This is a genomic window from Oceanobacillus jeddahensis (genome assembly GCF_000750635.1).
In the GTDB taxonomy this organism is placed as follows: Bacteria; Bacillota; Bacilli; order Bacillales; family Amphibacillaceae; genus Oceanobacillus; species Oceanobacillus jeddahense.
The window spans coordinates 398,686-425,666 of record NZ_CCDM010000002.1 but is presented as its reverse complement, the minus strand read 5'-3'; the positions used below and the strand labels follow the sequence as shown (position 1 = coordinate 425,666).

The following is a 26,981-nucleotide window of genomic DNA, read 5'->3' as shown; positions in this document are numbered from 1 at the left end:
TTAAAGCAGTTCTAAAAGATTCTTCCCTTTCTCATTCGGAACCCCTCTAACATCCAGCTCTACTCCTAGCTCATCTAACTTTTTAAAAGCTTCAATATCATTTTCGTCAACAGAGACCGTAGAAGATATTTGTTTTTTTCCTTCTTCATAGTGCATATTACCAACATTTAAATGATCTATTGGCACACCGCCTTCTTTAAGCGTTAAAGCATCCTGTACGTCTTTTACTACTAAAAATATTTTTTGACGTGGAGAAGCTTTATGAATAATATCGATCGTCTTCTGTAAAGTGAAATACCTCGTCTGAATCACATCTGGCAATACCATATCCATTAAGTTTTGCTGAACTTCGTCACTCGCTACTTTATCATTTGCTACAACAACTAAATTCGCGCCTAAATGATTCACCCACGTTACTCCTACTTGACCATGAATTAGTCGATTATCAATTCTCGTTAATAAAATATTTGGATTTCCCATATCACTTCATCCTTTCAACACTTTTATTTACTTCATCTTTTTCTAATGAACCCCACTTTGAACGCGCTTTCATTTCGTTTATAAAATTCTTCCTCTAGTAAATACATTAAGAACCCAAGCAACCATAAAAATAGAATTTTGACCTTCTTTCTGACAACATACCAATCCTTCATATATGGTTATGTTGTCATAACCAGTTAGATTGTTAAAATCTTTTAATTAAACCTCTCTACTCGTTCTACAAAGCAAATTTGATTTAACCAATTTTTGATATTCAAATTCCACCTCCGAATATAGAATGTCATCTGGTTATAACCAGTTAAGTTAAGTATAAGTTATTTTAAACAAATTGTAAATACTTTTCTGCAATAAATCATTCGAGATAGCTTTATATAGAATATGCTATTGAGTTTGGTTGTTAAAAATTAAACCCCTTTCTTTTTTTATTAATTTAAAAAGATTGAAAGCAATTTACTAACATTGATCAACCAACATATCAGTACCAGATCAATTCTCTCTAAAAGAACGGAGACCATGTATTTTACGTCTGTTTCCTGATGAACCAAATCTATATAAATGTCAAATAACTGGATTTATTACACAAGTCTTTACGATCCAATATAATAAAGCTAATCCGACTTCGTTTTGGTGATTCACTCATTTTTATGCCAATATCATTTCTGAATCTTTTTCATAAACGAGAATACTTCTCTGATTATTATAAAAATGTCCCCGTGTTCATCCTGAGTGCATGAGTAAGTTGTTTCTTTTAAGCAATAAATATATATGCAAAATTAGACAACTTTATAACAAAGTTAGCTTTAATAGACAATGTAGATTTATCAACTTACAACATAATAATTATTCTGGGATCAGTATTGATTTTACAAGTTTGTTATGTAAAAATAAGTATAATGTTTGCTGTATAACTTATTTTTACATAACAAACTAGAATTATTTCTTTCAGGAGTATAGTGGCTGTGAATTCATTTTAAAGAAATGTAGATAAACATGAAAACGCTTTCTTAAATGAAAAAGTATTTTTCTTTAACATTTCTTTTGATAAATTAAAACGTATTATCAAAACTTATGATTATGTAGTTATGTATAAAAACCAAGAATACATCTGCCGCGTAGAATCAGCTATATTTTCAAAGCAGCTATTTTATTTATATAAAAAATGGGTACCTTTGTTTCTGAAACGAATATTGTTTTTGATTAAGAATCAAAAAATATTAGAGGTGTTCCTTATGAACGAAAAAGATTATCAAATGCTAAATTACATTTATCAAGAAAAAAATATTAGTAATGCAGCAAAATTACTTTTTACATCACAGCCTTCATTGAGCTATCGACTAAAACAAATTGAAAATGAATTAGGGATCAAAATACTCATTCGATCCGTTAATAGTATTGAATTTACTCCAGAGGGAGAATATTTAGTGGCTTTTGCTAAAGAGATGTTAAAGAATTTAAACTCGTTTCGGGATGGGCTTTACGATATTTCTTCCAATCATAGAGGTAATTTGCGTATTGCAGTAACCAATATTACTGCCAGATACTATTTGCCCAATATATTAAAAAAATATACAAATAAATATCCTAATGTAAGTATTTATGTTTCTACCGGAAAAAGTCCCCATGTTTTAGATTTATTAGAAACCAATAATATACATGTTGGAATAATTAGGGGGGACCACAATTGGAATGGGGCAAAAAAACTTATAGATAATGAAGAAATATGTATCGTTTCAAATAAACCAATAAATTTAGAGGATTTACCCCAACTTCCACAAGTTTATCGTCAAGAAAATAATAATCCTACAATAACAAATAATGAACATTCTTTTTCAAGTCAAATCCAAAATTGGTGGTTTGAAAGATTTACAGAGCCGCCCAAATATACTATTGAAGTTGGCGGATTCGAATCGTGTAAAGAAATGGTTCGAATTGGCCTAGGCTATGCTTTTATCCCAAAACTCTTTATTAATGAAACGGATAATTTATACGTAAAAAAATTAAAATTTAAAAATGGAAAAACTCTTTCACGAAATACTTGGCTCCTATATAGAGATACATATTTACAATTAGATTTTTTTAAACGGTTTATATGTGAATTTGATTAATTCTCTTGAAATGATTACTTCAGTGTACTTTTTAGAAGCACGTATTATTAATTCCTTTCATTAACCAATTGGGGAATTTATTAATACGTAAACCAGTTATTAATCGCTTGTTTACCTTTCCTAATTTGTTTAACACAGGCACTTAGTGGGTCCAGTATGTTATTTTTTTAAAATAACACTTAAGGATTTATTATGAAAAACCTATAAAAAAGCGAGTATTGGTAACCTTTACATATGATAAAAAAGGTATACATATACTCGCAACACATCTCTATATTTACTTAGAAAGAATAACTGTTAATCCTTTATGAAGAAAAAGTATAACGTTTATATTCATAATTTTCTGGTGGACCAATTGCAACCCAAATTTCACCCTTAGAAGGAGCAGCAATAACGGAAGAAGATGTTGTACCTATTCCAAAATCTCCTGGCATTCTACAAATTGTATGAGGATATGAAGTTCTGTCACGCATCAAACTTTGCATTTCCGTTACATCTAGATCTCCATTTCTTGATTCGATTAACTGATGCATGCGGAATCGTCTCATTGCAGAGTTTTCAAAATCCTCGCCTACCTTTCGTTCTTGATCATACACCTCTGAAGATAGAAAGTGATTAGAATGTGCAATAAACCCATCTTTCGGAAGCACTTTGCCAATTACATCTGGGGTGACTTCTAAATCAATTGCATTATTCGCAGAATCTACCATAATAATATTTCGAGAAGAAGCTCGATAGGTATTTTCCAGTTTTATCACTGCTTCTTCTACAGAAGATTGAGTCAATGCTAATCTTGTTAGCATATATCTTGGAAAACCCTTTCTCCATCCATCACAAGTAATAAAGTTGCCACAAACACCTACACCTTGATCGTTTATTCCAATAAAAGATATTTGTCCAGCTGGTGTTAACATCAGAAATTTAGGACCATCATTCGGTATAATTTCCACAACAACATTACATTCTGCATAAAATGGAGGTAAGTCAACATTTTGTCCTACAAGTGGAGTATTATCTTTTGTCGCTTCTGCTTGCAAGGCAAATGTTGTACATTCATGATCTGTTGAATCAAAATGATGCACCATTTCAGCTCTTAATTGTAAGAAGTAAGCTTCTCCCAATGATATATTTGCCCCTTCAGCCAGGCCTTGGATCTCATCATCAAAAGATGGAGCATATTCGATCACATACGGACGGTATTGTAAAGCTGCATTCTCCAAATCTTTTTTTGATGGTAGTACTTTTATATCTTTTTCTAATTGCTTTAATGCATAATCGAGGTGTTTTTTGATTAAACCTGAACACCTCTCTCCATATTGCTGACCAATTTCCTTATGTGATCCCTTAAAACTATAAAATGGAAACGACTTCGTAGAACGTTTTTGTTTTTCAATTTTCATAGATTTAACAATCTCCTCTCCATCAAATATTATATTAAAAATTTGTTATTAAAAGATTCTAGTACGTTCATCAATAAGTAAATTGAGTAAATCCTATTATTAATTATATAAATGACAAGCTACTAAACGGCCATTAACCTCTTTTAAAGAAGGCACTTCAGTCTTACAAATTTCCATACACTCACTACACCTTGGGTGAAACGTGCAACCTGCAGGAGGATTGGATGGGCTTGGAATATCTCCTTTTAATACAATTCGCTCTCGCTTTACAGTTGGATCTGGAACGGGTACAGCAGAAAGTAATGACTTCGTATATGGGTGTAATGGTTCATTATAAATTGTACCTTTATCGCCAATTTCTACTATCTTCCCTAAATACATAACTCCTAAGCGATCACTAATATGTTTTACGACACTTAAATCATGAGCGATAAATAAATAGGTTAAATTATATTTTTCTTGTAAATCTTGAAGTAATGTAATTACCTGAGATTGTATAGACACGTCTAAAGCAGAAACAGGTTCATCTGCAACAATTAATCTTGGATTTAGTGCTAAAGCTCGTGCAATTCCAATTCTTTGACGTTGTCCACCGCTAAATTCATGTGCGTAACGATTTGCATGGTAGCTACTTAAACCAACATCATTTAATAGTTCATTAATTCGTTTATTTTTTTCTTTACCAGTATACATTTTATGAATTTCTAACGGTTCTGCAATAACATCTCTAACTGTTAAACGCGGGTCAATGGACGCATATGGATCCTGAAAAACAATTTGTATATCTTTACGGATTTGTTGAAGTTCTCTTTTAGACATTTCTACAATATTTTTACCTTCAAAAATAACTTGACCCTCTGTAGGCTCTAATAATTGAAGTATTGTTCTACCTGTTGTAGATTTACCGCAGCCACTTTCACCAACTAAGCCCAATGTTTCGCCCTCAAGTATTTCGAAATCTAATCCGTCTACAGCTCTTACAAAATTTACAGTCCGTCCAAAGATCCCTTTTTTTATAGGAAAATATTTTTTTAGTTTTTTAACCTCAACGAGTGGCTGTGACATGGTTTATTGCCTCCTCCTTATCTAATTCATAAAGAAAGCAACTAACTAAATGCTCCTCTTTTACATCTTTAAGAATGGGTTCTTTTTCTCGACATATGTCCATTGCAAAGTCACAACGAGGAGCGAAAGGGCATCCACCTTTTAAACTACCAGGAATCGGCACATTCCCTTTAATAGAATATAACCTTTTCTCCATACTTTCTATACTTGGTACCGATTTCAACAACCCTTGTGTATATGGATGCTTAGGATCCTTAAAAAGTGTTTTTACATCTGCTTGTTCCACCACTTTCCCGGCGTACATTACAATTACTCTATCACACATTTCAGCTACGACACCTAAGTCATGAGTAATCATCATAATCGCTGTATTACTTGTTTCTTTTAAATCCCTCATCAAGTCCAATATTTGTGCTTGTATAGTCACATCTAATGCAGTTGTAGGTTCATCAGCAATTAATAGTTTAGGGTTACAAGCCATCGCCATTGCTATCATAGCACGCTGCCTCATTCCTCCAGATAATTGATGTGGATAATCATCCACCACCTCTTCTGGGCGTGGTATTTCTACCTTTCTTAACATGGCAATAGCTCTCTCTTTCGCTTTCTTTTTATCATATTTCAAATGAATGCGAATAGCTTCACTAATCTGGTTCCCTATTGTAAATAGTGGATTTAAGGAGGTCATCGGTTCTTGAAAAATCATAGCCATTTCATTTCCACGGATCTCCCTTAGTTCTTTATCGCTTAATGACAATATATCCTTCCCATCAAAAGTAATAGAACCTTCTACAACTTTACCAGGGGTTAACTGCATAGCTGTAAGAGAAGTTACACTTTTTCCACAGCCTGACTCACCAACTATCCCTACTGTTTCGCCCTTATTAATTTTGATATCTACACCGTCTACAGCTGGAATCACACCATCATCAGTGTAAAAATATGTTTTAAGACCTTTAATATCTAACAGACTATTGGACAACCTGATTTCTCCTTTCTGTAGTAAATTTATAATAATTACACCTATACTTTCATTTTAGGATCTAGCGCATCTCGTATCCCATCTCCAAGCATATTGAACCCTAAAACTAGAAACATGATTGCTAAGCCTGGTATTGTACTCACATGTGGTGCTACCCGTAAATATTCTCTTCCAGAACTCAACATAGCACCCCATTCTGGAGTTGGCGGTTGAGCCCCCATTCCTAAGAAACTTAAACCAGCTGCTGTGATTATAGCAGTAGCAATTTGCATTGATGCAATAACAATAATAGGAGAGATACAATTTGGAATAACATGTTTTATAATAATACGAAAATCATGTCCTCCCATTGCTTTTGTAGCTTCAATATACTCCATATTCTTTATAGATATAACAGCACTTCTAGAAATCCTTGAGAAGTTAGGAATAGAAAAAATACCAATAGCAATCATGACATTAATCATTCCAGGACCAAGAACACTCACGATAGCAAGTGCTAAAAGGAAACTAGGAAAAGCCATAAAAATATCCATTATTCTCATAATTAAATTATCAATAAAACCACCGAAATACCCAGAAATTGTTCCTAATATCACTCCTATAATTACAGCAATAAATACACCAACTACCCCTATCGCCAATGAAATTTGAGCACCGTATAGAATTCTCGAGAGTATATCACGACCAAATTCATCAGTACCTAATAGGTGTTCTAAACTTGGTGATTCAAGCATTATTGCCATATTTTGTTCAATAGGATCATAAGGAGCAATTAAGGGAGCAAATATAGCTAGTATGATAAAAAAAACTACTATCCACAATCCTATAATGGCTCGTTTGTTTTTCTTAAACCTATTTGCTGCTAGTTTAAATAGTGAACGCGCGGGATAAGATGACTCCAATTCACCATCTTGCACATCTTTAGTGCTTAATTCTATTTGGCTCATAAATACACTCCTTTCCTACCGTCTTATTCTCGGATCTATAATACTGTATGATAAATCTACAATTAAATTTACAAATACAAATACCAAAGCTATAAACAAAACGGTGCCTTGTATAGCTGGATAGTCCCTAAATTGAATGGATTGAATTAAAAATCTACCAACGCCATTGATAGAAAAAACAGTTTCTGTTAGTACCGCACCACCTAGAAGTGTACCGAATTCTAGACCAATTATCGTGATAACTGGAATTAAAGCATTTCTAAGTGTATGCTTATATATCACGATTCTCTCCTTTACACCTTTTGCTTTTGCAGTTCTAATATAATCTTGGTTAACAACCTCAAGAAGACTAGATCGTGTTAAGCGTGCCAAAATTGCTGACGAAGAAAGACCTAATGCAATAGCGGGCAAAATAAAATGTGTAAATCCTTCATTACCACCTGAAGGAAAAATAGGTATATAATAAGAGAACACTAGAATTAACAAAATTCCTGTCCAAAATACTGGCATGGATATTCCAAATAACGCAACCATCATAGTAGAATTGTCTCGAAAACTATTTGGTTTTGTCGCCGAGAAAATCCCAGCAAATAAACCTACTACAACTAACATAACGACAGCCATTAATGTTAGTGTAATTGTTGTTGGAAGCCTTGTCATAATTTCTTCTAGCACTGGTCGATCTGAGCGCATAGACGTACCAATATCACCTTGGAATAAGCCAGATACATAGTTACTGAATTGAATATATATTGGATCATTCAATCCAAGTCGTTCCCGAACATTCTCCACCTCTACTGGCGTTGCTTCTGGCCCTGCAACCATGCTAGCTGGATCACCAGGTATTGAGTGAATCAATATGAATACTAAAACGAGTACCCCCAAAAGGGTTGGTATCATTTGTAATAAACGTCTAATTATATAACTAAACACTATATCCCCCCTTCTCGTTTAGAATATATCTTACTTATAAAATTCATTTCTTTATTTCTCATTTTACTTCTGCCAATACTTTTTCAAAAAATTGCTTTACTGTGGGTAAAACTTTAAAAGCCTCATGCGATACTCCATCTATCATTTCATATTGAACATGAATTCCATTTTCTTCATAATTATTTTTTAATGTTCGTAACCTTTCAATTCTTGTCTCACCAGTATTTTCTAAGTCATTTATCCAATAAGGAGCATTCTTATCATTAATCATCCAAGTATCTGTATCCTCTTTTCCAATGACCATTAATATAGGGACTTTTTGCATTTCAGATAAAAGTACAGGTGTTTGATATCTACTTTCTAAATCACCAACTCCTATATACCATGGCTTGTATGAATCTAATAAAGTAATATTTCCCGGGGCACCAATAGATACACCTAACAAGCGGTCTGGATGCAAATAAAAAAAACGATGAGAAAATTGGCCTCCACCTGAAAATCCATGTAGTAAAAATTTTTCTGTTTTTACTTTAAAGCGATCCGCAACTTCATCTACCATCGCGAGTAATATTTTATCAAAATATACTCCATCTACTCTTACAAACTTGTATGAGTCACTTTCCCACGGGGCTGTAATACTTCCCGGAAATAAAGGAGCTAATATAATAGTGTTTGTCTTTTCTGCATAATCTATAAATGCATCACGATATTGTTGTGAGTTTCGCATACTACCATGTACAATAACTGCTAATGGACACAATTCTGTCTGCTCCTCACTATAGTTTTCGGGAATATATAAAGAGTAAGAAAATCTAGGGTCATATAAACACGCAAAATGAGTGGTTTGCCTTCTTTCAAAATATAATGCTTTAGGACCTATCATTATTTTGACTCCTTTATGAAAATTTGTTTTGCTACCAAACCCCTTCTTCTAAAAAGTTTATTCGCTTTTATAGAAAAGCACTATTGATTAAAAAATAGAAGAAGGGAGTCTTCTTTTTCATGTATAAATTTATTGAAATAATTAAAGTATTACTCGATAAAAGCATTACGCAAAACTACATATCCATTACCCCAGTTGTATACATTCTTTACTTCAGATCTAACTGCAATAGGATTACTATACTCAAGGAGGAACACCCATGGAGCATCTTCATGGATTATTTGCATCGCTTCATGATAGATATCAACACGCTCATCCATATCACTGCTATTTAAACCAGCTAAGACTAACTCATCAACTTCATCATTAGAATAACCACCGTAGTTATTAGAACCCTCTGATGTCAATGTTGGTCTTAAGCCCCAGTCAACATCACCTGTTGAAGCACCCCAACTACCAACTATGATATCGAAATCAGGATCTGGATCTTCTAACACATCTAAATATGAACTATATTCAAAAACCTGGAACTCTACATCAAATCCTACTTCCGTTAGATTTTGTTGGATAAATTGAGCAATTGTACTATCCATAATATAGGCCGCTTCTGATGTCCATAACTTAATTTTTGTTCCTGGTTCAACACCTGCTTCTTCCAACAACTCTTTTGCCTTTTCAGGATCATATTCGTAAGTACCTATTTCCGAATATCCGTTCAAACTTGAACCAATAGGTGCTGTTGCTATTTCCCCCATATCTTTTAGGATGCTCTGAATAATCGTTTCTTTATCCACTGCATAGTTTAATGCTTGACGAACCTTTTTATCTTGGAATAATGGGTTGTCAAAATTTAATATCAATTGTAAGTTTCTATAAATTGGATTGTGTGTTACTTCAATATCTTCATTCTCTTGCAGTCTTTCAATATCTTGAATACTAAGTGGAGAAGCTACATCGATCTCTCCATTTTCAAGAGCAATAGAACGCGAGGAATCTTCAGGAATCACTCTAAGTGAAATCGAATCTAATTGTGGATCATCTCCCCAGTAGTTCTCGTTAGGTTCAAGATTCATTTCTGTTCCCGGAGTCCATTCCACTAATTTATAAGGACCTGTTCCTGCAGGGTTTGTACCAATATCTTGACCTTCTTCAATTGCTTTTGGACTTACAATCCCTCCCGCACCGTGAGCTAACGTAGCGAGCGCTGCTCCAAATGGTTTATGGAAATTAATGGTCACTTGATATTCGTTGTCAACTTCTATATTCTCCATATAATCGGCATAGATAGACATTCTGGCTAGGTTATTATCTTCATCAATTATACGCTCAAAGTTAGCTTTTACAGCTTCTGCATTAAACGGTGTTCCATCATGGAATGTTACATCTTCACGTAATGTCAAAGTTAAAGCCATCCCATCTTCTGAGAAAGTCCAATCGGTAGCTAGTTCAGGAACAAGATTATTATCTTCATCAAATGTAATTAATTTATCGTAAAGTAAAAGGTTTGCTTGGTTAGAAACACTATCGTTTGCATCATGAGGATCAAGTGTTATCGGCTCAGCTGCAAATCCAGCGACTAGATCCTTAGGTTGGGCACTGTCACTTGATTCCCTATCTGAACTGGAACAAGCAGAAATAATGAATAAAGCACTAAAAAGTGTGACAAACAAGATTAATAATTTTTTCATATTATCTTACCTCCCCGTATTCTTTTCGTTATTAATCCTCCTTCTATTACAAAAACAAACGATATTCATCTATTTTTATGAATCACCTCCTTCATTTTTGTAATCGTTTACAAGAATGAATAACATTTGTACTCATATTCATTAGGAGGGCCAATAGCTATCCATAAGCGCCCTTTTGAAGGCTCCGCAATAACAGATGCAAATGTTATCGTATCCTTTCCATAATCTTTCCCAAAATCCCCTGGAACGCGGCATAATGTATGTGGTGCATTTTTACGATCTCTTAAAATGGTTTGCATTTTCTCTACATTTAATTGTCCATAGCTACCTCTTAATAATTCTCTCATTCTTAAAAGGCGAATTTCAGAATTTTCTAGTTCCTCATCTATTTTTCTTTCTTCTACTTTTAATTCTTCTGAAATAAAGTGATTCGAATGTTCAAGCAAACCATTGGAAGAATCTATTCTCCCAACTCTTTTCGGGATTGTTTCAAGGTCAACAGATCGTCCACTTCTTTCCATCATAATTAAATTTCTAGAAGAAGCTCGATAAACTTGTGATACTGTTTTAATAGCAGCATTAAGATTTTCTTCGGTTAGAGCTAAACGTGATAATAAATACCTTGGAAATCCAACTCTCCAACCACCACATACAATAAAATTAGCAAATACCCCTAGTCCTTTATCATTAATTCCTATATACGAAATTTGCCCGGCAGGAGTTACCATTAACGTAGATGGTTTATTAACTGTTTTTGCTTCGATTACCACACCTACTTCTTTGTAGAAAGAAGGCAAATCTGCATTTTGTCCAATAAGTGGAATGCCATTACTAGTAGCTTCCGAAGATACAGCAAATGTCGTACATTCATCCGTTGCATCAAGATGCTGATAAATTTCAGCTCTTAATTGTAGGAAATAAGCTTCTCCTAAAGATATATTGGCACCTTCTGCAAGACCTTGTATTTCTTCATCAAAAAATGGTGCATATTTTTGAACAAAGGGCTGATATTCAAGCGCTGCATTTTCTAGATCAGCAAATGAATTCAATTTAATAGAACGTTGTAGCCTTTCAAGGGCATATTCCCTATGTAATTTAATTAAATCCCGACAAGATTCTCCATACTGTTGGCCAATCTCTCGATAATTCCCTTCAAATCTATAAAAAGGGAAACTTTTTGTTGACCTAGTATTCTTTTTGTTATGTAACGATTCCATTAATGTATTTCCTCCTTGTTAAATCCAATATATTTTAATTAAGATTAAGACTTAATCTAATTACTGAACATATAAAATATTACCAATATTCCGATAAATAAATTCAAAAATATATTAGAATGGCCACTCTTCAACATCATAAGTTTCACTTTTATGAGTTATTTGAATATTTTTTCTAATATATTAATGAATAGACTACTACATAATCAGATACTCGACAAGGTATTTCACATTAGTATTTTTTTATGGCAATGCTAAAATAATTTTATAACTCAAGTTTCCCACCTTAAAATAAACAGCGTTTCAACCCTTTGATACAACACGTTTACTAAAAATTTAAGCACCTTTATCTTCTTTAAATAATTTGTTTTCGAAAAAGAGATTTCAAATAGCTCTTCAAGCTATTTGTATTTTTTGGATTCTATAAACTCTTTAATATCAATAGGTCTTAATTCAAAAACTTTCTTGAAGAACTTAGTCGAAGATCTTTTAAACCAGTAGATAGGCTAAGAACGATTACGTGTCAGGACTATGATTACTCATCCCATCAAAAACCACTACATTTTTGTTTTCTATTACGAAAAACAAAGCTCTCAAAACCTGCCATAAGGTCTTGAGAGCTTATTCATTATTATTTTAAGACACTACCGCTTCTTGTGATAAAGCTTTTTTCGCTTTCTTTCCATGAAGCACCGTATATAATCCTGCTGTTACAAGAACCACAATACCCAGCACAATATAAAGTGTGCTGTACCCTGTAATTGGTGTAATAAATCCGAGTAAATATGGACCAAAGCCCAATCCTCCATCCAAGAAAATAAAGAAAGTGGATGTTGCTAATCCCATACGATGTGTCGGTGTCAACTTCACTGCAATAGCCTGTGTACAAGATTGCATATTACCAAAACCAAGACCGATTAATACACCAGCTAATAATAAAGTAAAACCACTATTCGCAAATCCTAAAATAATCATTCCAATCGTGAACAGTGCGAATGCAGGATACATAACAACATTCGCACCTTTTAAATCCATCAGGCGACCTGTAAATGGCCGTGATAATAATACAGCAATGGAATAAACAAGGAAGAATACGCTGGCTATACTTACAAGGTCTAATTCGATCGCATAAAAATTAAGGAAGGATAGCACACTCGAATAGCACAGAGCCAAAATCAGTGTAATAATTGCAATTGGCACAGCTCTTGGTTCTACAAATTGTGAGATATGGAATCCTTTCACTTCTTTCTCTGCTTCTGTTTCTTGAATAACTGGAATTTTTACGAAAAAGACGGTAAAGAAACTAATCACAGCTATAGCTAAACAAAGGCCAAATATCCCCTGCATGCTGGTATGCTGACTCATATATAAACCTACGAACGGTCCCAAAGCAGTGGATAGGGTAGCACTCATGCTATAATAACCGATTCCCTCTCCCTTCCGTGCAGCTGGGATAATTTGCGCTACAATTGTACCTGTTGCTGTACTCCCAAACCCAAGCCCGATACCATGGATAAACCGGTTAAAGAGTAAGAAGCCGATACCTAAATTTAAAAAATATAAAGAGGTCGCTAAAATAAATATAATAACTCCTAGAAAAAGTGTTGTTTTTTGACCTAATTTATTAATATAACGGCCGATAAAAAGACGGCCAACGAGTGCACCGACAATAAATATCCCTACTACTAAACCGGATTGGCTTGGAGATGCATTAAATTCTTCCGCTGCGTACACTCCCATTACAACAACAAGCAGATAGAAAACTAATGTCAATAAAAAATTAATGGCGGACACAATAATAAAATCTTTCGTCCATAACTTCGAATTACTACTCACGATGAAACCCTTCTTTACGTTGAATATTATCTTGAATCTTCATTAAAAATTGAAAAGCAGTTTGCTGCTCTTCTTCTGTTAACCCTTTGGAAACATGATGTTCCAGTGCAGTGATTTCTTTTCTGCACACTTGATACACACGTTTGCCTTCAGAGGTCAGCTCGATAATTTTTTCCCTTCGATTCGCACTGGGTACCTCTTTAATTAAACCTGCCTCCAGCAGACGATGAACGCGCCTTGTAATACTCGGTTTTTCTACTTGATAATAATTGGAAATATCCACGAGCGTTGATTTCCCGCTTTCTTCCAGATAGATAATAACCTGCCACAAGGAATAAGAAAGCTGATATTTTTCCAAAAGATCATTTAAATGCTTCATTAACTGTCGATGGATACGTATATAATTCCGAAATAATCCTTCCATTTACTAGCCCCCAAAAATAATTAACAAGAGTAACTATTAACCTAGGTAACTATACAGTTTATTAATGAAATTGTCAATAGGTTTTTAAGAAAATGCATTGGTTTCCTTCCTAACAGCAGCTTCGTCAAAATACTAATCGAACTACGAAGCGGTTACTGTAATTTAACTAGGCGTATTAAACCCACGAAACAAAACGGAACGTTCCATTTCCTTCTTCTTTATAACTCTATATGATAGCATGGCATAAAGGGATTTATTTAAAATCAATAAAGGAGGAACTCCATTGAACCCTAGCACCTACTGGTTAACAAATGTCACACTGGAAACAGGGTATGAATTACAAGACGGAATCGTTTCTGACACACATACGGATACATTTCATATTCGAATTGAACATAAACAAATCAAAGAAATTTTATCAGCTCAAGAAGTAATTACATCTAATTTACCAACGTATAATGCTGAAAAATACCTTATGCTTCCGTCATTCCGGGATATGCATATTCACCTTGATAAAACCTATTACGGTGGGCAGTGGAAAGCACCAACTGCTCCAAAAAACGGGATTTGGTCAAGGTTGCAGGAAGAAGAGAAGCTTATTCCCCAATTACGCCCGCAAGCAACAGATAGAGCTAAAAAAATAATGGATCTGCTTCTCTCCAATGGCGCGACACATATCCGCTCTCACTGTAATATAGGACCAGTGGAAGGCCTCCAGAATTTAGAAGCACTTCTACGTGCCAGAGAAGCCTATCAGGATAAAACTTCAGTAGAAATTGTTGCCTTTCCACAGCAAGGATTACTGAGAAGTAATGCAGCAAGCTTTGTCCGGGATGCATTACAAAATGGAGCTAATTATGTTGGAGCTGTCGATCCTGCCACCATTGATGGAAACATGGAAAAATCATTACAAACAATGATGGAGCTTGCTGTAGAAGGGGATGCAAACATTGATATTCATCTCCATGAGCCTGGACACTTGGGAATTTTTACAATGAAACGATTAGCTGCACTGACTGAGGAAGCCGGCTGGCAAGGAAGAGTGACGCTCAGCCATGCTTTTGCACTAGCAGACATTCAGGGTAATGAGCTTGATGAAGTGGCAGAAATGCTTGCGCAGCAGCATATTTCTATCGCTTCTTCCGTTTCCTTATCAAAAACCATTCCGATTCCATTTTTACATGAAAAAGGAGTAGAAGTATTCTTAGGAGATGACAGTATTACCGATCACTGGTCGCCATTTGGAAAAGGTGACAGTTTAGAAAAAGCAGGTCTGCTTGCAGAACGTTTTGGTTTAAGTGACGAGCATGCTCTTGCTCAAACACTCCAATATATTACTGGCGGAATTACTCCTCTTGATGATAAAGGAAAGCAAGTATGGCCAAAACAAGGGGACGCAGCAAATTTTGTATTAGTAGATGCAAGCTGCTCTGCTGAAGCGGTAGCCAGAAGGTCAAACAGAAAGGCCGTATTTTATCAAGGTAAACAGGTTATAGGTGACTTATTACCATAGGAAGGAATGAACAGCATGCATACAAGCCAGTGGATTAAAAATGTACAATTTGAAAAAAGTTATCGGGAAGAAGATGGCTATATTATCGGCAGCAAAACGCAAACCTCTCATCTTCTTATAACAAATGGAAAAATAGAGCAGATAATTCCTGGGGATCAAGAAATAACGGATCACCATATACCACAAATCGATGCAAAAGGAGCATTGGCCCTCCCATCTTTTATCGAAAAACATTGTCATTTAGATAAAACATTATTAGGAGATGAATGGCGTCCTGTTATTCCAACAAAAAATATTTTTGAGCGTTTTGAGGTTGAGAAAAAAGTACTTCCTACACTGGAAACAACAACACAGGAAAGAGCGGAAACATTACTAGGTATCTATTCTCGTGCTGGTGTTACAAAAGTGCGAACACATGTTGATTTATATCCAGAGGCATGATTAAAGAATTTGGTGGAAGTAAAAAAAGCACTGCATACCTATAAGGATAGACTCTCCTCGGAGATAGTTGCTTTTCCACAGCATGGTCTGCTCCGTTCTGATTCAAAAGATCTCGTTAAAGAAGCGCTCAGACAAGGTGCAGGCTTTGTAGGGGGTGTTGATCCCGCAACGGTTGACGGAGATATTGAAGCTTCCTTACAAACGATGATAGAGCTTGCTGTAGAAGCAGGAGCTGGTATCGACCTGCACCTGCACGATGCAGATCATTTAGGAATATTTACAATGAAACGATTAGCTGAATTAACAGTGGAAGCAGGACTGCAAGGGAAGGTTTCGATCAGTCATGCATTCGGCCTTGGTGATGTGTCTTTGAATCAAGCAGAGGAGCTGGCGAAAGTTCTTGCTAATGCTGGTGTAGGCATTATTAGTAGTGCCCCAAATGACCGGAAATTTCCTCCGCTTGAACTGTTAAGGAATAAAGGAATCGACACGGCAGTAGGCTGTGACAATATTTTTGATGTATGGTCTCCTTTTGGAAATGGGGATATTTTAGAACGTTTAGGCAGACTCGCGGAAATATACCGTTGGGTAGACCAATCTTCACTGACCCAATCTCTCGGATTTATTACTGGTGGGGAAACGACATTAACAAATGCCGGAGAACAGGCATGGCCAAATGTAGGCGATAAAGCAAATATTGTTTTTGTTGATGCTGGCAGTTCCGCAGAAGCTGTTGCAAGACGATCTGAGCGTATAGCAACCATGTTCAAAGGAAGAATGGTTGCAGGCGAACTTTGATAAAACGAAACTTCACTCAGTGGGAGTTTTTCGACGCACAACTCTTTACGATGGGACGAGTAACCGCAAAAGCTCTTCGGTGGAGCGAGTAATCGCAGTCCCAGTCCCAGGACGTCGCGAACTTAGTCTGCTTCCTTCATTCTCCCACTGAGTTAGCCTAAGTAATTCAGGGAGGTAGCCGTCCGTTATATCCCGCCTAAATAAATTTATTTTTACGCTTTATTTTGAGGCGACAGTTTTACGGACGGTTCTCCGTGATAAAAAAGACATAACATTGGCGTGGAATTTCTCCGATGTTATGTCTCTTCTAAGCAATGTATAAAGTGAAATTTCATTCTGTTGATTTTATTACTGTTTAAACAGCACTTGTTTTCCTTCTGTTATCTATAAGCCCTCTATTCCCCCGCCGCAAGCCTTTTCTGTTAATCGTTTCAACCTTTCCTCAACATTCTGCTAACTTCTCTAATATTCTGCGGTCCTGTCCGGCAGCAGCCACCAATGATTTTTGCCCCTGATTCAGCCCAGTCTGCAGCCGCTGTATTTATTTGCACATGCTTTTTACCATGCCATGTTTTTGTCTCTGGATCATAATCTTCCCCAGAATTCGGATAAATAATAACCGGTTTTTGTGTATACGCTTTTAATTCTTGAACTGCATCATGGACTAATTCGGTTGACACACAGTTTACACCTAACGCAACAATCTGGCTGTACGAATTTAAAAGTACCGCACATTCTTTTAGTTCTGCTTCCTCACTAATATGAGTAGCATCCTTCAATGTAAATGTCATCCATGCTGAAATATTCGGAAATTCCTTTAATAATTCGCAGACAACTTTTGCTTCCTGAAGAGATGGTATCGTTTCAACAGCTAATAAGTCAGCCCCCGCTTCTACTAAAGCTTCGATACGTGGTTTGTGAAAATCATATAGAACCTGATCGCTTACACCGTAATGCCCAACATATTCCGATCCATCTGCTAGGTAAGCCCCATATGGTCCGACAGAGCCGGCAACTAATGGATAAGGGCGGTCAGCTTCCATCTTTTCCTGCCAGTAATCTGTTCGCGCCTGCTGAGCTAACTCTACCGTTTTTCTGATTAAAACCTTTGCTGCTTCCTTACTGATTTCCCGCTTTTTAAAACCTTCTATACTTGCTTGATAACTTGCAGTGATTGCGATATCCGCACCTGCTTCAAAATAAGCATGATGAACTTTTCTAATTTTTTCAGGCTCATCCAGCAAAACACGTGCAGACCATAAAGGGTCATCTAAATCACAACCCAGCTTTTCTAGCTCTGTTGCTAATGCCCCATCTAATATTAATGTATTAAATTGATTCAGTAATGGCTCAACGGGATTTATATGTGTCATATCTTGTCCCCTCCGTTTCCTCTTATTCTTATATACATACTAGCTTATCGTATTCTTTGATTTCTGCAAATTCTTTCTGTTTTAAAAATAATCGCGTTTAAAATAATGTGCTATATCAATTTTCTGCTAGAATATCTAAAAAGGAGGATAAGTACATGAAAATGAAATCTTTCGTAAACAAGGGATTAAAAAAGTGGAATGAGATGGAACCTCATCAAAAAGAAAAACTTAAAAAGCAAGTCAGCAGGCATGCGACGAGCAGAACAGCCAGAAAGATATTACGAAAGTTTATTAAATAAACCTCTATCTTCTCCTATTATTTTGGAAAATAGCGCAGTATATAGTGTGTAAATCCTTCCAGACAAGGGTATATTATCTATAAACAGATAGTGAGGGATTATAATATGAAGCTTGTATTGATTAGACATGGACAAAGTGAATGGAATCTGTCCAACCTTTTCACTGGATGGACCGATGTTGACTTAACAGATCATGGCGCTGCCGATGCAAAGCACGCTGGCCAAGCATTGAAACAGCATGGATTCCAATTTGATGTAGCTTATACTTCTTATTTAAAAAGGGCAATTAAAACACTGAATTATGTATTAGAGGAAACAGATAACCTATGGGTCCCTGTTCATAAATCCTGGAAGTTAAACGAAAGGCATTATGGTGCTTTACAGGGGTTAAATAAACAGGAAGTGGCTGAAAAATATGGAGAAGAGCAGGTACATATCTGGCGCCGCAGCTTCGATACAGCTCCTCCATTTTTAGAAAAAGAAGACGAACGTTATCCTGGACATGAAAAAAAATATAAAGCATTACACGAAGATGAAATTCCTCTCGGCGAGAGTCTGGAAACAACTATCGAACGGGTTATCCCTTATTGGGAGGAAGAAATAAAACCGGCTGTAAAAGCAGGTAAAAGTGTGATTATCGCAGCACACGGAAACAGCCTAAGAGGTTTGATGAAATACCTTGAAAATATCAGTAATGAAGATATCGTTAATGTATCTATACCTACTGGCGTTCCGCTCGTTTATGAGTTAGATGACAATTTAGAACCTGTTTCAAAATATTTTATAGACCAGGAAGAATAAATAAACACTTCATTCAACAGGGAGTATTCTCTGCTGAATGAAGTGTTTTGTTACATTCTTCGCGCACTCGTATCAGGACCAATATAAATATTACGTCTTCCTCTACCTGTTTGAATTGTCACGACATTTGGATATGGTTCTGCTAAAATCGTATAGGTTAAACCGCCAAAAGCTGCTGGCGTAAGGCTCCAATCACTGTTTTTCTTTACAGGTGTAACGTTTAACGGATACGTGCGCCATGTGGATGCCGATGCAGGTAAATGGACACGTTTAGCTGAGGAACCGGAAGAGGTATTACCAGAAGTTCCTCCAGACCGGATTGCATTTAATAACTGGGTATTCTGGGCAGCTGTTCCCGTATAATTTTGAATATCATAAGAACTTGCCAACCTGGCACGATTGGTAAAGCTGGAATCTTCCCCAATTGATTTCAAGTAGTCTACAATCGAATTCGTTTTGCCTGAACCAGATGAAGAGGCTCCCTGATTCTTACTGGAACTACCGGAAGATCCGGAGCTGCTTTTAGAAGATAATTGAAAGGTCCTCGCGATCCCTCTGGCATGCCCTATAGCAATTTGTTCCAAGAATGCAGCCGATTTCAGTTTTGCTGCATCTGCTGCATGATCGATAAAACCATTTTCTGTTAAAATAGCAGCCATATTTGATTCACGCAGTACATGAAAATTAGCTTGTTTTCTGCCGCGGTTTGACAAATTCACCTGCTTCATGATTTCTTCATGCATCATTTGTCGATATCTTCCTGTTGTTCCGTGATTAGAAAGACTTGAATGGATAAAATCTTCGTATCCTGTTCCTCCCCCAGCATTAATATGAACGGAAACAAAATAATCTGCTCCCCACTGGTTAGCATCATTGGTACGTGCCGCCAGCGAAACGGTTTGATCTGACATACGGCTCATCCGAATTTGATGCCCCTGATAACGATTATTTAAGATATTTCGTATTTTTAAAGCAATCGCCAGCGTTAATTGCTTTTCTTGCAGCCCTTGCCCTACAGCTCCTGTATCGCTTCCTCCATGTCCGGGATCCAAGTAAATTTTCACCATACAGTGTTCCCTCCTTTATTTTTAAGATATAAAAAAAAGAGCTTGCCCGTATGGACGTGCTCCTCACGTTATTTGCTGATTTTTCTGATAAATAAAATCTTGTTTAGTAGAATGCAGCAAATTTATCCTAAAATGAAATGAAGAGGATACCGTTTTTTCACTATCATTTTTTATGGCGCATAATAAATTCACACCAAACTGAAACTTCCCCTCCTGGAAAACGTATATTTAGTAGGAAAGGGGCGAATGTATATGGTATTTCCATCAAAAAAAGATTGGTGGCTGGGGGTTATTATCTGGGGATCGGCATTGCTTCTTATTATACCGCCTATTTTATTCCCAAACTTCGGGGTTTGGATGACACCTGCATTTTTAGATAAACAATGGATAAAAGTAATCCTCCTGGGTTCTACCGGTGTTATTTTACTTTGGATTTGGTTTAGAACAAATTACACGGTTAAAGAAAAAACACTTCAAATAACTTATGGACCTTTTAAGAAAAAAGTAAACATAGATGATATCCGCAGCATACAGCAAACGAAGGATCCATTTACTGCTCCAGCGCTATCCATGGATAAAATAGAAATTAATTATGCATCATTTAAAATTATCTCCATTTCTCCCAAAGACAAACAAACATTAATCCAGCATTTATTACAACAAAACCCCAATATAGAAATAAAGTAAAAGTCCACAGACTCGATTCAATTCGCCTGTGGACCTTTCATCTATAGATTTTTCTTATTTGGCACTAACCAGGATTTTAGATTGGCTCTTATCATTAAGTAATAACTCGAATCCCTCTTCTACGACATTATCTAACTTAATTTTATGTGTCACCACTTTTTCAGCAGGAATTTGTCCACTGGCAATAAGGTTGATGACACGATCATAGATATTAGCATACCCTAATGAAAATTTAATGTTAGCCTCTTTAATTGTTGATGCAAAAGCATTGATTTCTGGATTTTGTCCAAAAATCGCTAACACACAAACGGTACCTGTACGTTTGATAGCTTCCAGACATGTATCAAAGGTCGGCTGAACACCTGCACATTCTAATGCCACATCCACACCGTCGCCATTCGTATCTTCCATAATGGTACCAATCACATCATCTTCCGTTGGATTTAATGTTTTTACAAATCCAAAGGTCTCGGCTAACGCTAAACGTTCTTTCGAAACATCGCTGACAAAAACTTTACTTGCACCAGCTGCACGAGCTGACAGAACAGTTAATAGACCAATCGGGCCTGCACCGGTAACCAATACAGCATCTCCGGCTTTTACACCTGCCATATCAACCCCATGATAAGTTACTGCAGTTGGCTCTACAAGTGCAGCTTGTTCTAAAGTCATATTATCCGGGATTTGATGACAATATTGTTCTTCCATCACGCAGTATTCCGCAAATCCGCCATCATCAGCAAGGCCGATAAAAGCGGCATTACTATTTCTACACAGATGATAATTTCCTTCCCGGCATTCCTTACATTCTCCGCAACGAAGGTTTGGCTCAATGCAAACACGATCGCCAGGTTTAAACGAAGTAACGTCGCTGCCTATTTCCGTTACTGTTCCGCTAAACTCATGTCCCAATGTTAATGGAACTTGTCTTTTAGATATCGGATGTTCTTCTGTCGGAATACCAACAAAATGTGAATAAGCGTGTAAATCAGAACCGCAGATGCCTGTCCAAGCTACTTCAACTTTCACATCTTTTGCTCCGACTTCTTTTACTTCAACGTCCTCCACACGAACATCTTTCTCAGCATAAATTCTTGCTGCTTTCATAAAAATTCTCTCCCATCTTATAATTTTTCTTATAGAAGGCAGAGTTTGCTTTTTCTAAATGAAAAGTATTTCTAGTTATATACACCTAACTATTTTATCAAGTATACTCTGTCTACCAATCTATTATATCACTTATCTAGTAAAACTTAACCATAAATGCTCATAACTTCGACGCATTTAGCTTCATGATTTGTCTCTTTTATACTACCTTTTCTTTTTATCCTTAATAAAATACAACTATTTATTTTGGAGTGTTACTATACCGGTACTTCTAAAAAATATATTTATATGTAAAAACTCGAATCTGCAAAAACGCAGATTCGAGTTTTCAATGTCTAATTTAATTTTCTCCATATAAGTCAATGGCCTGCTTAAGAACTTTATCTCCCTGCATCATTCCATATGCCATCTGATCAATGACAGCCACTTTCACACCTTGTGGTTCTACTTTTTCTTTGATCTTCCCCTCTAAATAGCGAACTTGTGGACCAACCAGAACGACTTGCAATCCTTCAAGGTGATTATTCAGCTGTGATTCTGCAACAGCTTCAATATCAGCCTCTACATTTTGAGCCTCAGCCGCTTCTTTCATTTTTTTCACAAGCATGGACGTAGACATTCCCGCTGAACAAACTAAACGTATCTTCATATTACTTTTCCTCCAGACGAGTTATTTTTTGATGCATATCTATCATTTCAATAGCTAAATCTTTTACTGTTAACGCATTCATTAAATGATCTTGTGCATGAATAAGGATAACCGAAAGCTCCGTTGTTTTTCCATTAGCCTCATCATGTAATAGATTTGTCTGTATATGATGCGCTTCGGCAAATGCTTCATCAGCTGATTCCATCTTTTTAGCCGCTTCTTCAAATTCCCCTTTTTTAGCAAGCAGTAAAGCCTCCATCGCGTCTGATTTTGCGTTTCCTGCATGTAGAATAATTTGAAAAGATAGCATTTGTACTTCTTCTTTCGTCATTGTCATAATTTACTGACCTCCCATTTTCTCTTTCATCGCCCGAACTCCTGCCATAATGAAAGGAATATAGATAATAACCGCTACAGTTAAATTGATAAGCTGAAGAATAATTCCTCTGACACTGCCTCCAGTTACTAAGTAGCCACTTAAAATTGGCGGCGTTGTCCATGGCAGAATTGCTACAGTTTTTGGTACAAGACCAGTTGATAATGCGATATAAGAAATAACTGTTAACGTTACCGGTACAAGAATAAATGGAATCAAGAAAATTGGATTTAACACAATTGGCAAGCCAAAAATCACCGGTTCATTAATATTAAACAGTCCTGCTGGAGCAGATACCTTGGCAACCTCCCGATATGGATGATTCTTTTCTCTTCTTATCACAATAAAGATAGCAATCAAGAGCGCAATTGTTGTACCTGATCCACCCATAAAGACGAAAGAATCCAAGAATGGTTTGGTCACAACATTTGGCACGTCAAAAGCAGACATTCCCTGCTGGAAAAGACTTGCATTTTGCTCAATCAATGGCAGATAAACTGGCTCAATAACAGAACCGATAATATTTGTGCCGTGCAGACCAAAGAACCAAAGTAAATGATTTAAGAAAGAAACAACCAATGCTGCCGGCAACGTGTTCCCAAGACCTTGTAATGGTTCTTGAATCGCATTAAAGATAACCTCAAACATACTGATTCCAACAAACACATTAATCAGTGCTTGGAATAAACCTACCAACGCAAGAATAATCATTGCCGGGATCAAAGCAGCAAACGAACGGGTTACCCCTTCTGGAACACCATCCGGCATCTTAATGGTAATATTCGTCTTAAAAAGAAAACGGAATAATTCAGTGATAAGTATTGAAATAATAATTGCTACAAATAAACCTTGAGCACCTAACCAGGCAAAGTCCAATCCCCAATCTCCTGTTTCTGGAACTAATATAATGTAGGAAGCAATAGAAATTAACCCTACAGATAATCCATCTATTTCATAAGACTTAGCTAAATTATAAGCGATTGTAAAGGAAATGAGTAGTCCAATAACAGCAAACGTTCCATTCCAAACGCTTCCGCCTAAAGTCTGCCAATTCCCTTCTCCAAAAATGTTATTTAAAATCGCAACAACGTCAAAGCTCCCAAAAGCAGGAAAATTATTTATGAGTACGGCTAATGAACCAATAATAATCAAAGGCATTATAGCTACAAAACCATCACGAATCGCAACCAAATGACGTTGTGAACCGATACGACCAGCAATTTCAATGAACTTTTGCATAAATGTATTATTCATTTTAATATCCCCTTATCTGTTGAATTGTGTTCGAACAAAACTCGATTTAGCAGGTGGTTTCCCTAAGATCTTCCAGCCTTACTTAGCCAAGATACTTTACGGTTGGATTTCCTTTTCTTATTTTGATATTTTCAGAGGGAAATCAGACACGCATAAATTGTGGTAAATACGCTTTATGTGCTTCTAAAAGTTCATCTAAAACTTTTTTGGCCTTTTTCTCATCTTGAATCAATGGGTTTACTAAAAAGGCATTGTATGCGTCTTGGTAATCACCTGAAATACTTGCTTTAATCACCAGCTCTTCCATTGCTTTCATATTCTGAATCATCCCCCGCATCGGTGCAGGAATTCCGCCAATTGAAATTGGTTTTGGACCATTTTTTGTAATCACACAGTTTGCTTCAATAACCGCATCGTAAGGTAAATCAGGAATCGTACCATGATTCCATGTATTTACCGTTTGAATATCTTCTTTATTATTATAAATAGAATCCATCAAACTGCATGCTACTTGACTATAAAAAGCACCGCCGCGTTGTTCTAATTCCTTTGGCTTGTTGCGAAGACTCTCTTGTTTGTACAATTCGAAAAGTGATTCTTCCAGCTCTTGAACGACTTCTGCGCGTGTCCCATTCTCCTCGTAAGCCTTTAAATCCTTTTTCAATACTGTTTCCGATTGGAAGTAATATTGATGATATGGATTTGGTAATAGCTTCGTAGACTTCATAAATGTTTCTGACCATTCTAACGGCATAATGTTCGCTGGGCTGTAATCAAATTCTTTTTGAAGAAGTTTTTGGAATACTTCCTCAGTACGATCCTCCCCTCCTACAAAAATTTTATCTCCAAACACAAAATGGTTTAACCCGATAAATTGAATCAATACTTGTTCTGGGGGTACTTGTAATAATTCAGCTGTGGAATGGCGCATATTAAATGGGATGTTACATACACCAATGATCTTTTTATGATCGGAATGATTAAGCAGTGCTTCTGTAACCATTCCTGCTGGATTAGTAAAATTAATCATCCATGCATTGGGACAAAGCTCGTTCATTTCTTTAGCTACTTCCATTAATACCGGTATAGTTCGAAGCGCTTTCATTATTCCGCCTGCACCATTTGTTTCCTGCCCAATTAACCCATGTTTTAAAGGGATACGTTCATCATGAGCCCTTGCATTTAGACCTCCAACACGAATTTGTGTAGATACAAAATCAGCTCCCTGTAAAGCACTTCTTCGATCCAACGTCCAGGTTAATTTAATATTCACTTTGGCTTCTTCCACCATTCTTTTTCCTAATTGACAAATTGTATCTACCTTTTCTTTCCCTGCTTCTACATCAACTAGAACAATTTCCGTGACAGGGAATGTAGATTGTCTTTGAATAAGCCCTTCTAGAATTTCTGGAGTATAACTAGAACCTCCACCAATAATCACTATTTTTAAAGACATGATTGGTTGCTCCTTCACTTCGATTTTATAATCAATTGAATTGCTTCTGTTATTAACTTATTAAAATGTATCATACAAATAATTATTTGTCTACACAAAATAAAATTTATTTGTTATAACAATTGTTTTTTTACTTATAATCTAGTAAACTATCTTTATAATAGAAACTTTCTAAAGAAACTTTTTGTTAATTTCATAATGAATCTTATGAGCAGTCAACATTAATAAGTCTTTAGTCCTAATAAATGTTTTATCACTTGTACTTTTACATCTAAAAGGGTATGATTTTTTAAAAGTGTCGCTAAAGGAGTACGGAACCTATGGAGAGAAACCAATCACTACACACTTATATCAAGGAAGAGTTGTTACATCGCATTAAAACAAATCAATACCAGCCTGGGGAGAAAATTCCACCCGAACTGGAATTATGCAAAAGCTTTAATGTAAGCCGTACCACTGTACGCACTGCATTGAACCAGCTTACATTAGAAGGGTATTTAGTTCGTCAGCAAGGGCGGGGTACTTTTGTTGCGGATTCAAAAGTAAAGCAAGCCTTATCGCAAACCATCAGACGATACAGTGATCAATTAGTCGATCAAGGAAAGCATCCGGAAATTGAGGTATTAGGTATTTCTGTCGTTGCCGCCAATGAATTATTATCCAATCATTTAAATGTGAATCTTCGGGATCCTATTCAGCGCGTGGAGCGTGTTCGTAAAGCGAATGGAGAGCCTACCCAATACGAAGTGGCTTATGTTCCCTGGTCTGTTGCCCCTGGGATTACAACAGAACAAGTGGCCAGTTCCTTATACAAATCATTAGATGAGTTCTTTGGTGTGTGGATTGCAAAAACCTCAGAAAATATTGAAATCGCTTTTGCAGATGAACAAATATGTAAATTTTTAGAATGTGAGCAAGGACTTCCCTGCTTTTATATTGAAACATCAGCTGAAGATGGAAATGGAAATAAGGTCGAATTTTCCAGATCCTTCTTTCGCGGAGACAAAACCAATTTTTCTATTGAACGTACCTATTCTAAATAACTCAACTTTCGCACCTTAAAAAGAAACTTCATTTCCACAGAAACAGGAGTTGATCGTTCAGGAAAAAGCTGCCATTTCGTCAAACATATCAAAATATTATCTCTTTCATTCGCTGTAGAATCCTATCAGAGCGGAG

The 26,981-nt window shown here is 36.2% G+C and carries 23 protein-coding genes and 2 pseudogenes; 7 read left to right on the top strand and 18 right to left on the bottom strand.

The annotated features are described in order from the left end of the window. Entirely contained in the window at nucleotides 1–480 is a 480-nt protein-coding gene (gene agaV / locus BN986_RS09805) for a PTS N-acetylgalactosamine transporter subunit IIB (protein ID WP_040979614.1), read from the bottom strand. A 1,250-nt stretch (nucleotides 481–1,730) separates the two neighbouring features. Here agaV and BN986_RS09800 point away from each other — a divergent pair. Then, a complete protein-coding gene (locus BN986_RS09800; RefSeq protein WP_040979613.1) occupies nucleotides 1,731–2,606 on the top strand; it encodes a LysR family transcriptional regulator in 876 nt (291 codons plus the stop codon). 305 nt (nucleotides 2,607–2,911) lie between these two features. On the opposite strand, the gene BN986_RS09795 is transcribed toward BN986_RS09800, so the two are convergent. The 10 genes from BN986_RS09795 to BN986_RS09750 all read right to left on the bottom strand — a co-directional run bounded on the left by BN986_RS09795 (nucleotide 2,912) and on the right by BN986_RS09750 (nucleotide 13,981). Then, nucleotides 2,912–4,006 carry a C45 family autoproteolytic acyltransferase/hydrolase gene (locus BN986_RS09795; RefSeq protein WP_040979612.1) on the bottom strand — a complete coding sequence of 365 codons (1,095 nt, stop codon included), beginning with the start codon at nucleotides 4,004–4,006 and terminating at the stop codon, nucleotides 2,912–2,914. A gap of 99 nt (nucleotides 4,007–4,105) precedes the next feature. Next, a complete protein-coding gene (locus BN986_RS09790) occupies nucleotides 4,106–5,071 on the bottom strand; it encodes an ABC transporter ATP-binding protein (protein ID WP_040979611.1) in 966 nt (321 codons plus the stop codon). Next, nucleotides 5,052–6,053 carry an ABC transporter ATP-binding protein gene (locus BN986_RS09785; protein WP_040979610.1) on the bottom strand — a complete coding sequence of 334 codons (1,002 nt, stop codon included), beginning with the start codon at nucleotides 6,051–6,053 and terminating at the stop codon, nucleotides 5,052–5,054. The genes BN986_RS09790 and BN986_RS09785 overlap by 20 nt, the downstream gene beginning before the upstream one ends. Before the next feature lie 41 nt (nucleotides 6,054–6,094). Next, nucleotides 6,095–7,000 (bottom strand): nickel transporter permease, encoded by a 906-nt coding sequence (nikC, locus tag BN986_RS09780; protein ID WP_040979609.1) that lies wholly within the window; start codon nucleotides 6,998–7,000, stop codon nucleotides 6,095–6,097. 15 nt (nucleotides 7,001–7,015) lie between these two features. Further along, nucleotides 7,016–7,933, bottom strand: coding sequence for a nickel ABC transporter permease (gene nikB, locus BN986_RS09775; RefSeq protein WP_040979608.1), 918 nt, complete (start codon nucleotides 7,931–7,933; stop codon nucleotides 7,016–7,018). A 58-nt stretch (nucleotides 7,934–7,991) separates the two neighbouring features. Further along, nucleotides 7,992–8,816 carry an alpha/beta hydrolase family protein gene (locus BN986_RS09770; protein ID WP_052400738.1) on the bottom strand — a complete coding sequence of 275 codons (825 nt, stop codon included), beginning with the start codon at nucleotides 8,814–8,816 and terminating at the stop codon, nucleotides 7,992–7,994. A gap of 149 nt (nucleotides 8,817–8,965) precedes the next feature. Then, nucleotides 8,966–10,486 carry an ABC transporter substrate-binding protein gene (locus BN986_RS09765; RefSeq protein ID WP_187378544.1) on the bottom strand — a complete coding sequence of 507 codons (1,521 nt, stop codon included), beginning with the start codon at nucleotides 10,484–10,486 and terminating at the stop codon, nucleotides 8,966–8,968. Between the two features lie 125 nt (nucleotides 10,487–10,611). Beyond that, on the bottom strand, nucleotides 10,612–11,721 hold the full coding sequence (locus tag BN986_RS09760; RefSeq protein ID WP_040979605.1) for a C45 family autoproteolytic acyltransferase/hydrolase: 1,110 nt from the start codon (nucleotides 11,719–11,721) through the stop codon (nucleotides 10,612–10,614). A gap of 636 nt (nucleotides 11,722–12,357) precedes the next feature. Next, nucleotides 12,358–13,557: an MFS transporter gene (locus tag BN986_RS09755; RefSeq protein WP_392392268.1), complete on the bottom strand. Its 1,200-nt coding sequence runs from the start codon at nucleotides 13,555–13,557 to the stop codon at nucleotides 12,358–12,360. Beyond that, entirely contained in the window at nucleotides 13,550–13,981 is a 432-nt protein-coding gene (locus BN986_RS09750; protein ID WP_040979603.1) for a MarR family winged helix-turn-helix transcriptional regulator, read from the bottom strand. Before BN986_RS09750 ends, BN986_RS09755 begins: the two co-directional genes overlap by 8 nt. A 283-nt stretch (nucleotides 13,982–14,264) precedes the next feature. On the opposite strand from BN986_RS09750, the gene BN986_RS09745 reads away from it, so the two are divergent. Both BN986_RS09745 and BN986_RS09740 read left to right on the top strand, forming a co-directional pair. Continuing rightward, a complete protein-coding gene (locus BN986_RS09745; protein ID WP_040979602.1) occupies nucleotides 14,265–15,494 on the top strand; it encodes an amidohydrolase in 1,230 nt (409 codons plus the stop codon). Between the two features lie 15 nt (nucleotides 15,495–15,509). Next, nucleotides 15,510–16,733 (top strand): annotated as a pseudogene (locus BN986_RS09740) (amidohydrolase). Nucleotides 16,734–17,164: 431 nt separating this feature from the next. Here BN986_RS09740 and mmuM read toward each other — a convergent pair. Beyond that, the gene (mmuM, locus tag BN986_RS09735) at nucleotides 17,165–18,106 is read right to left on the bottom strand and encodes a homocysteine S-methyltransferase (protein WP_040979601.1); all 942 of its coding nucleotides are present in this window, start codon (nucleotides 18,104–18,106) and stop codon (nucleotides 17,165–17,167) included. A 155-nt stretch (nucleotides 18,107–18,261) separates the two neighbouring features. Between mmuM and BN986_RS26975 the strand changes: the two genes are divergently transcribed. Continuing rightward, nucleotides 18,262–18,405 carry a hypothetical protein gene (locus BN986_RS26975; RefSeq protein WP_157037072.1) on the top strand — a complete coding sequence of 48 codons (144 nt, stop codon included), beginning with the start codon at nucleotides 18,262–18,264 and terminating at the stop codon, nucleotides 18,403–18,405. A gap of 105 nt (nucleotides 18,406–18,510) precedes the next feature. Continuing rightward, nucleotides 18,511–19,206 carry a 2,3-diphosphoglycerate-dependent phosphoglycerate mutase gene (gpmA, locus tag BN986_RS09730; protein WP_040979600.1) on the top strand — a complete coding sequence of 232 codons (696 nt, stop codon included), beginning with the start codon at nucleotides 18,511–18,513 and terminating at the stop codon, nucleotides 19,204–19,206. Nucleotides 19,207–19,718: 512 nt separating this feature from the next. On the opposite strand, the pseudogene BN986_RS27630 reads toward gpmA, so the two are convergent. Further along, nucleotides 19,719–20,273, bottom strand: a pseudogene (locus BN986_RS27630) (N-acetylmuramoyl-L-alanine amidase family protein); the annotation flags it as partial. 252 nt (nucleotides 20,274–20,525) lie between these two features. Here BN986_RS27630 and BN986_RS09710 point away from each other — a divergent pair. After that, entirely contained in the window at nucleotides 20,526–20,960 is a 435-nt protein-coding gene (locus tag BN986_RS09710; RefSeq protein ID WP_040979599.1) for a PH domain-containing protein, read from the top strand. Between the two features lie 54 nt (nucleotides 20,961–21,014). On the opposite strand, the gene BN986_RS09705 is transcribed toward BN986_RS09710, so the two are convergent. The 5 genes from BN986_RS09705 to BN986_RS09685 all read right to left on the bottom strand — a co-directional run bounded on the left by BN986_RS09705 (nucleotide 21,015) and on the right by BN986_RS09685 (nucleotide 25,802). Then, the gene (locus tag BN986_RS09705; protein WP_040979598.1) at nucleotides 21,015–22,067 is read right to left on the bottom strand and encodes a 2,3-butanediol dehydrogenase; all 1,053 of its coding nucleotides are present in this window, start codon (nucleotides 22,065–22,067) and stop codon (nucleotides 21,015–21,017) included. Nucleotides 22,068–22,407: 340 nt separating this feature from the next. Further along, the gene (locus BN986_RS09700) at nucleotides 22,408–22,716 is read right to left on the bottom strand and encodes a PTS sugar transporter subunit IIB (RefSeq protein WP_040979597.1); all 309 of its coding nucleotides are present in this window, start codon (nucleotides 22,714–22,716) and stop codon (nucleotides 22,408–22,410) included. Between the two features lies 1 nt (nucleotide 22,717). Further along, a complete protein-coding gene (locus BN986_RS09695; RefSeq protein WP_040979596.1) occupies nucleotides 22,718–23,053 on the bottom strand; it encodes a PTS lactose/cellobiose transporter subunit IIA in 336 nt (111 codons plus the stop codon). A 3-nt stretch (nucleotides 23,054–23,056) separates the two neighbouring features. Beyond that, nucleotides 23,057–24,346, bottom strand: a complete 1,290-nt coding sequence (locus tag BN986_RS09690) for a PTS sugar transporter subunit IIC (RefSeq protein WP_081922176.1) — start codon at nucleotides 24,344–24,346, stop codon at nucleotides 23,057–23,059. A 142-nt stretch (nucleotides 24,347–24,488) separates the two neighbouring features. Next, entirely contained in the window at nucleotides 24,489–25,802 is a 1,314-nt protein-coding gene (locus BN986_RS09685) for a 6-phospho-beta-glucosidase (RefSeq protein WP_040979595.1), read from the bottom strand. 320 nt (nucleotides 25,803–26,122) lie between these two features. On the opposite strand from BN986_RS09685, the gene BN986_RS09680 reads away from it, so the two are divergent. Further along, nucleotides 26,123–26,845 (top strand): GntR family transcriptional regulator, encoded by a 723-nt coding sequence (locus BN986_RS09680; protein ID WP_040979594.1) that lies wholly within the window; start codon nucleotides 26,123–26,125, stop codon nucleotides 26,843–26,845. Nucleotides 26,846–26,981: the final 136 nt, after the last annotated feature.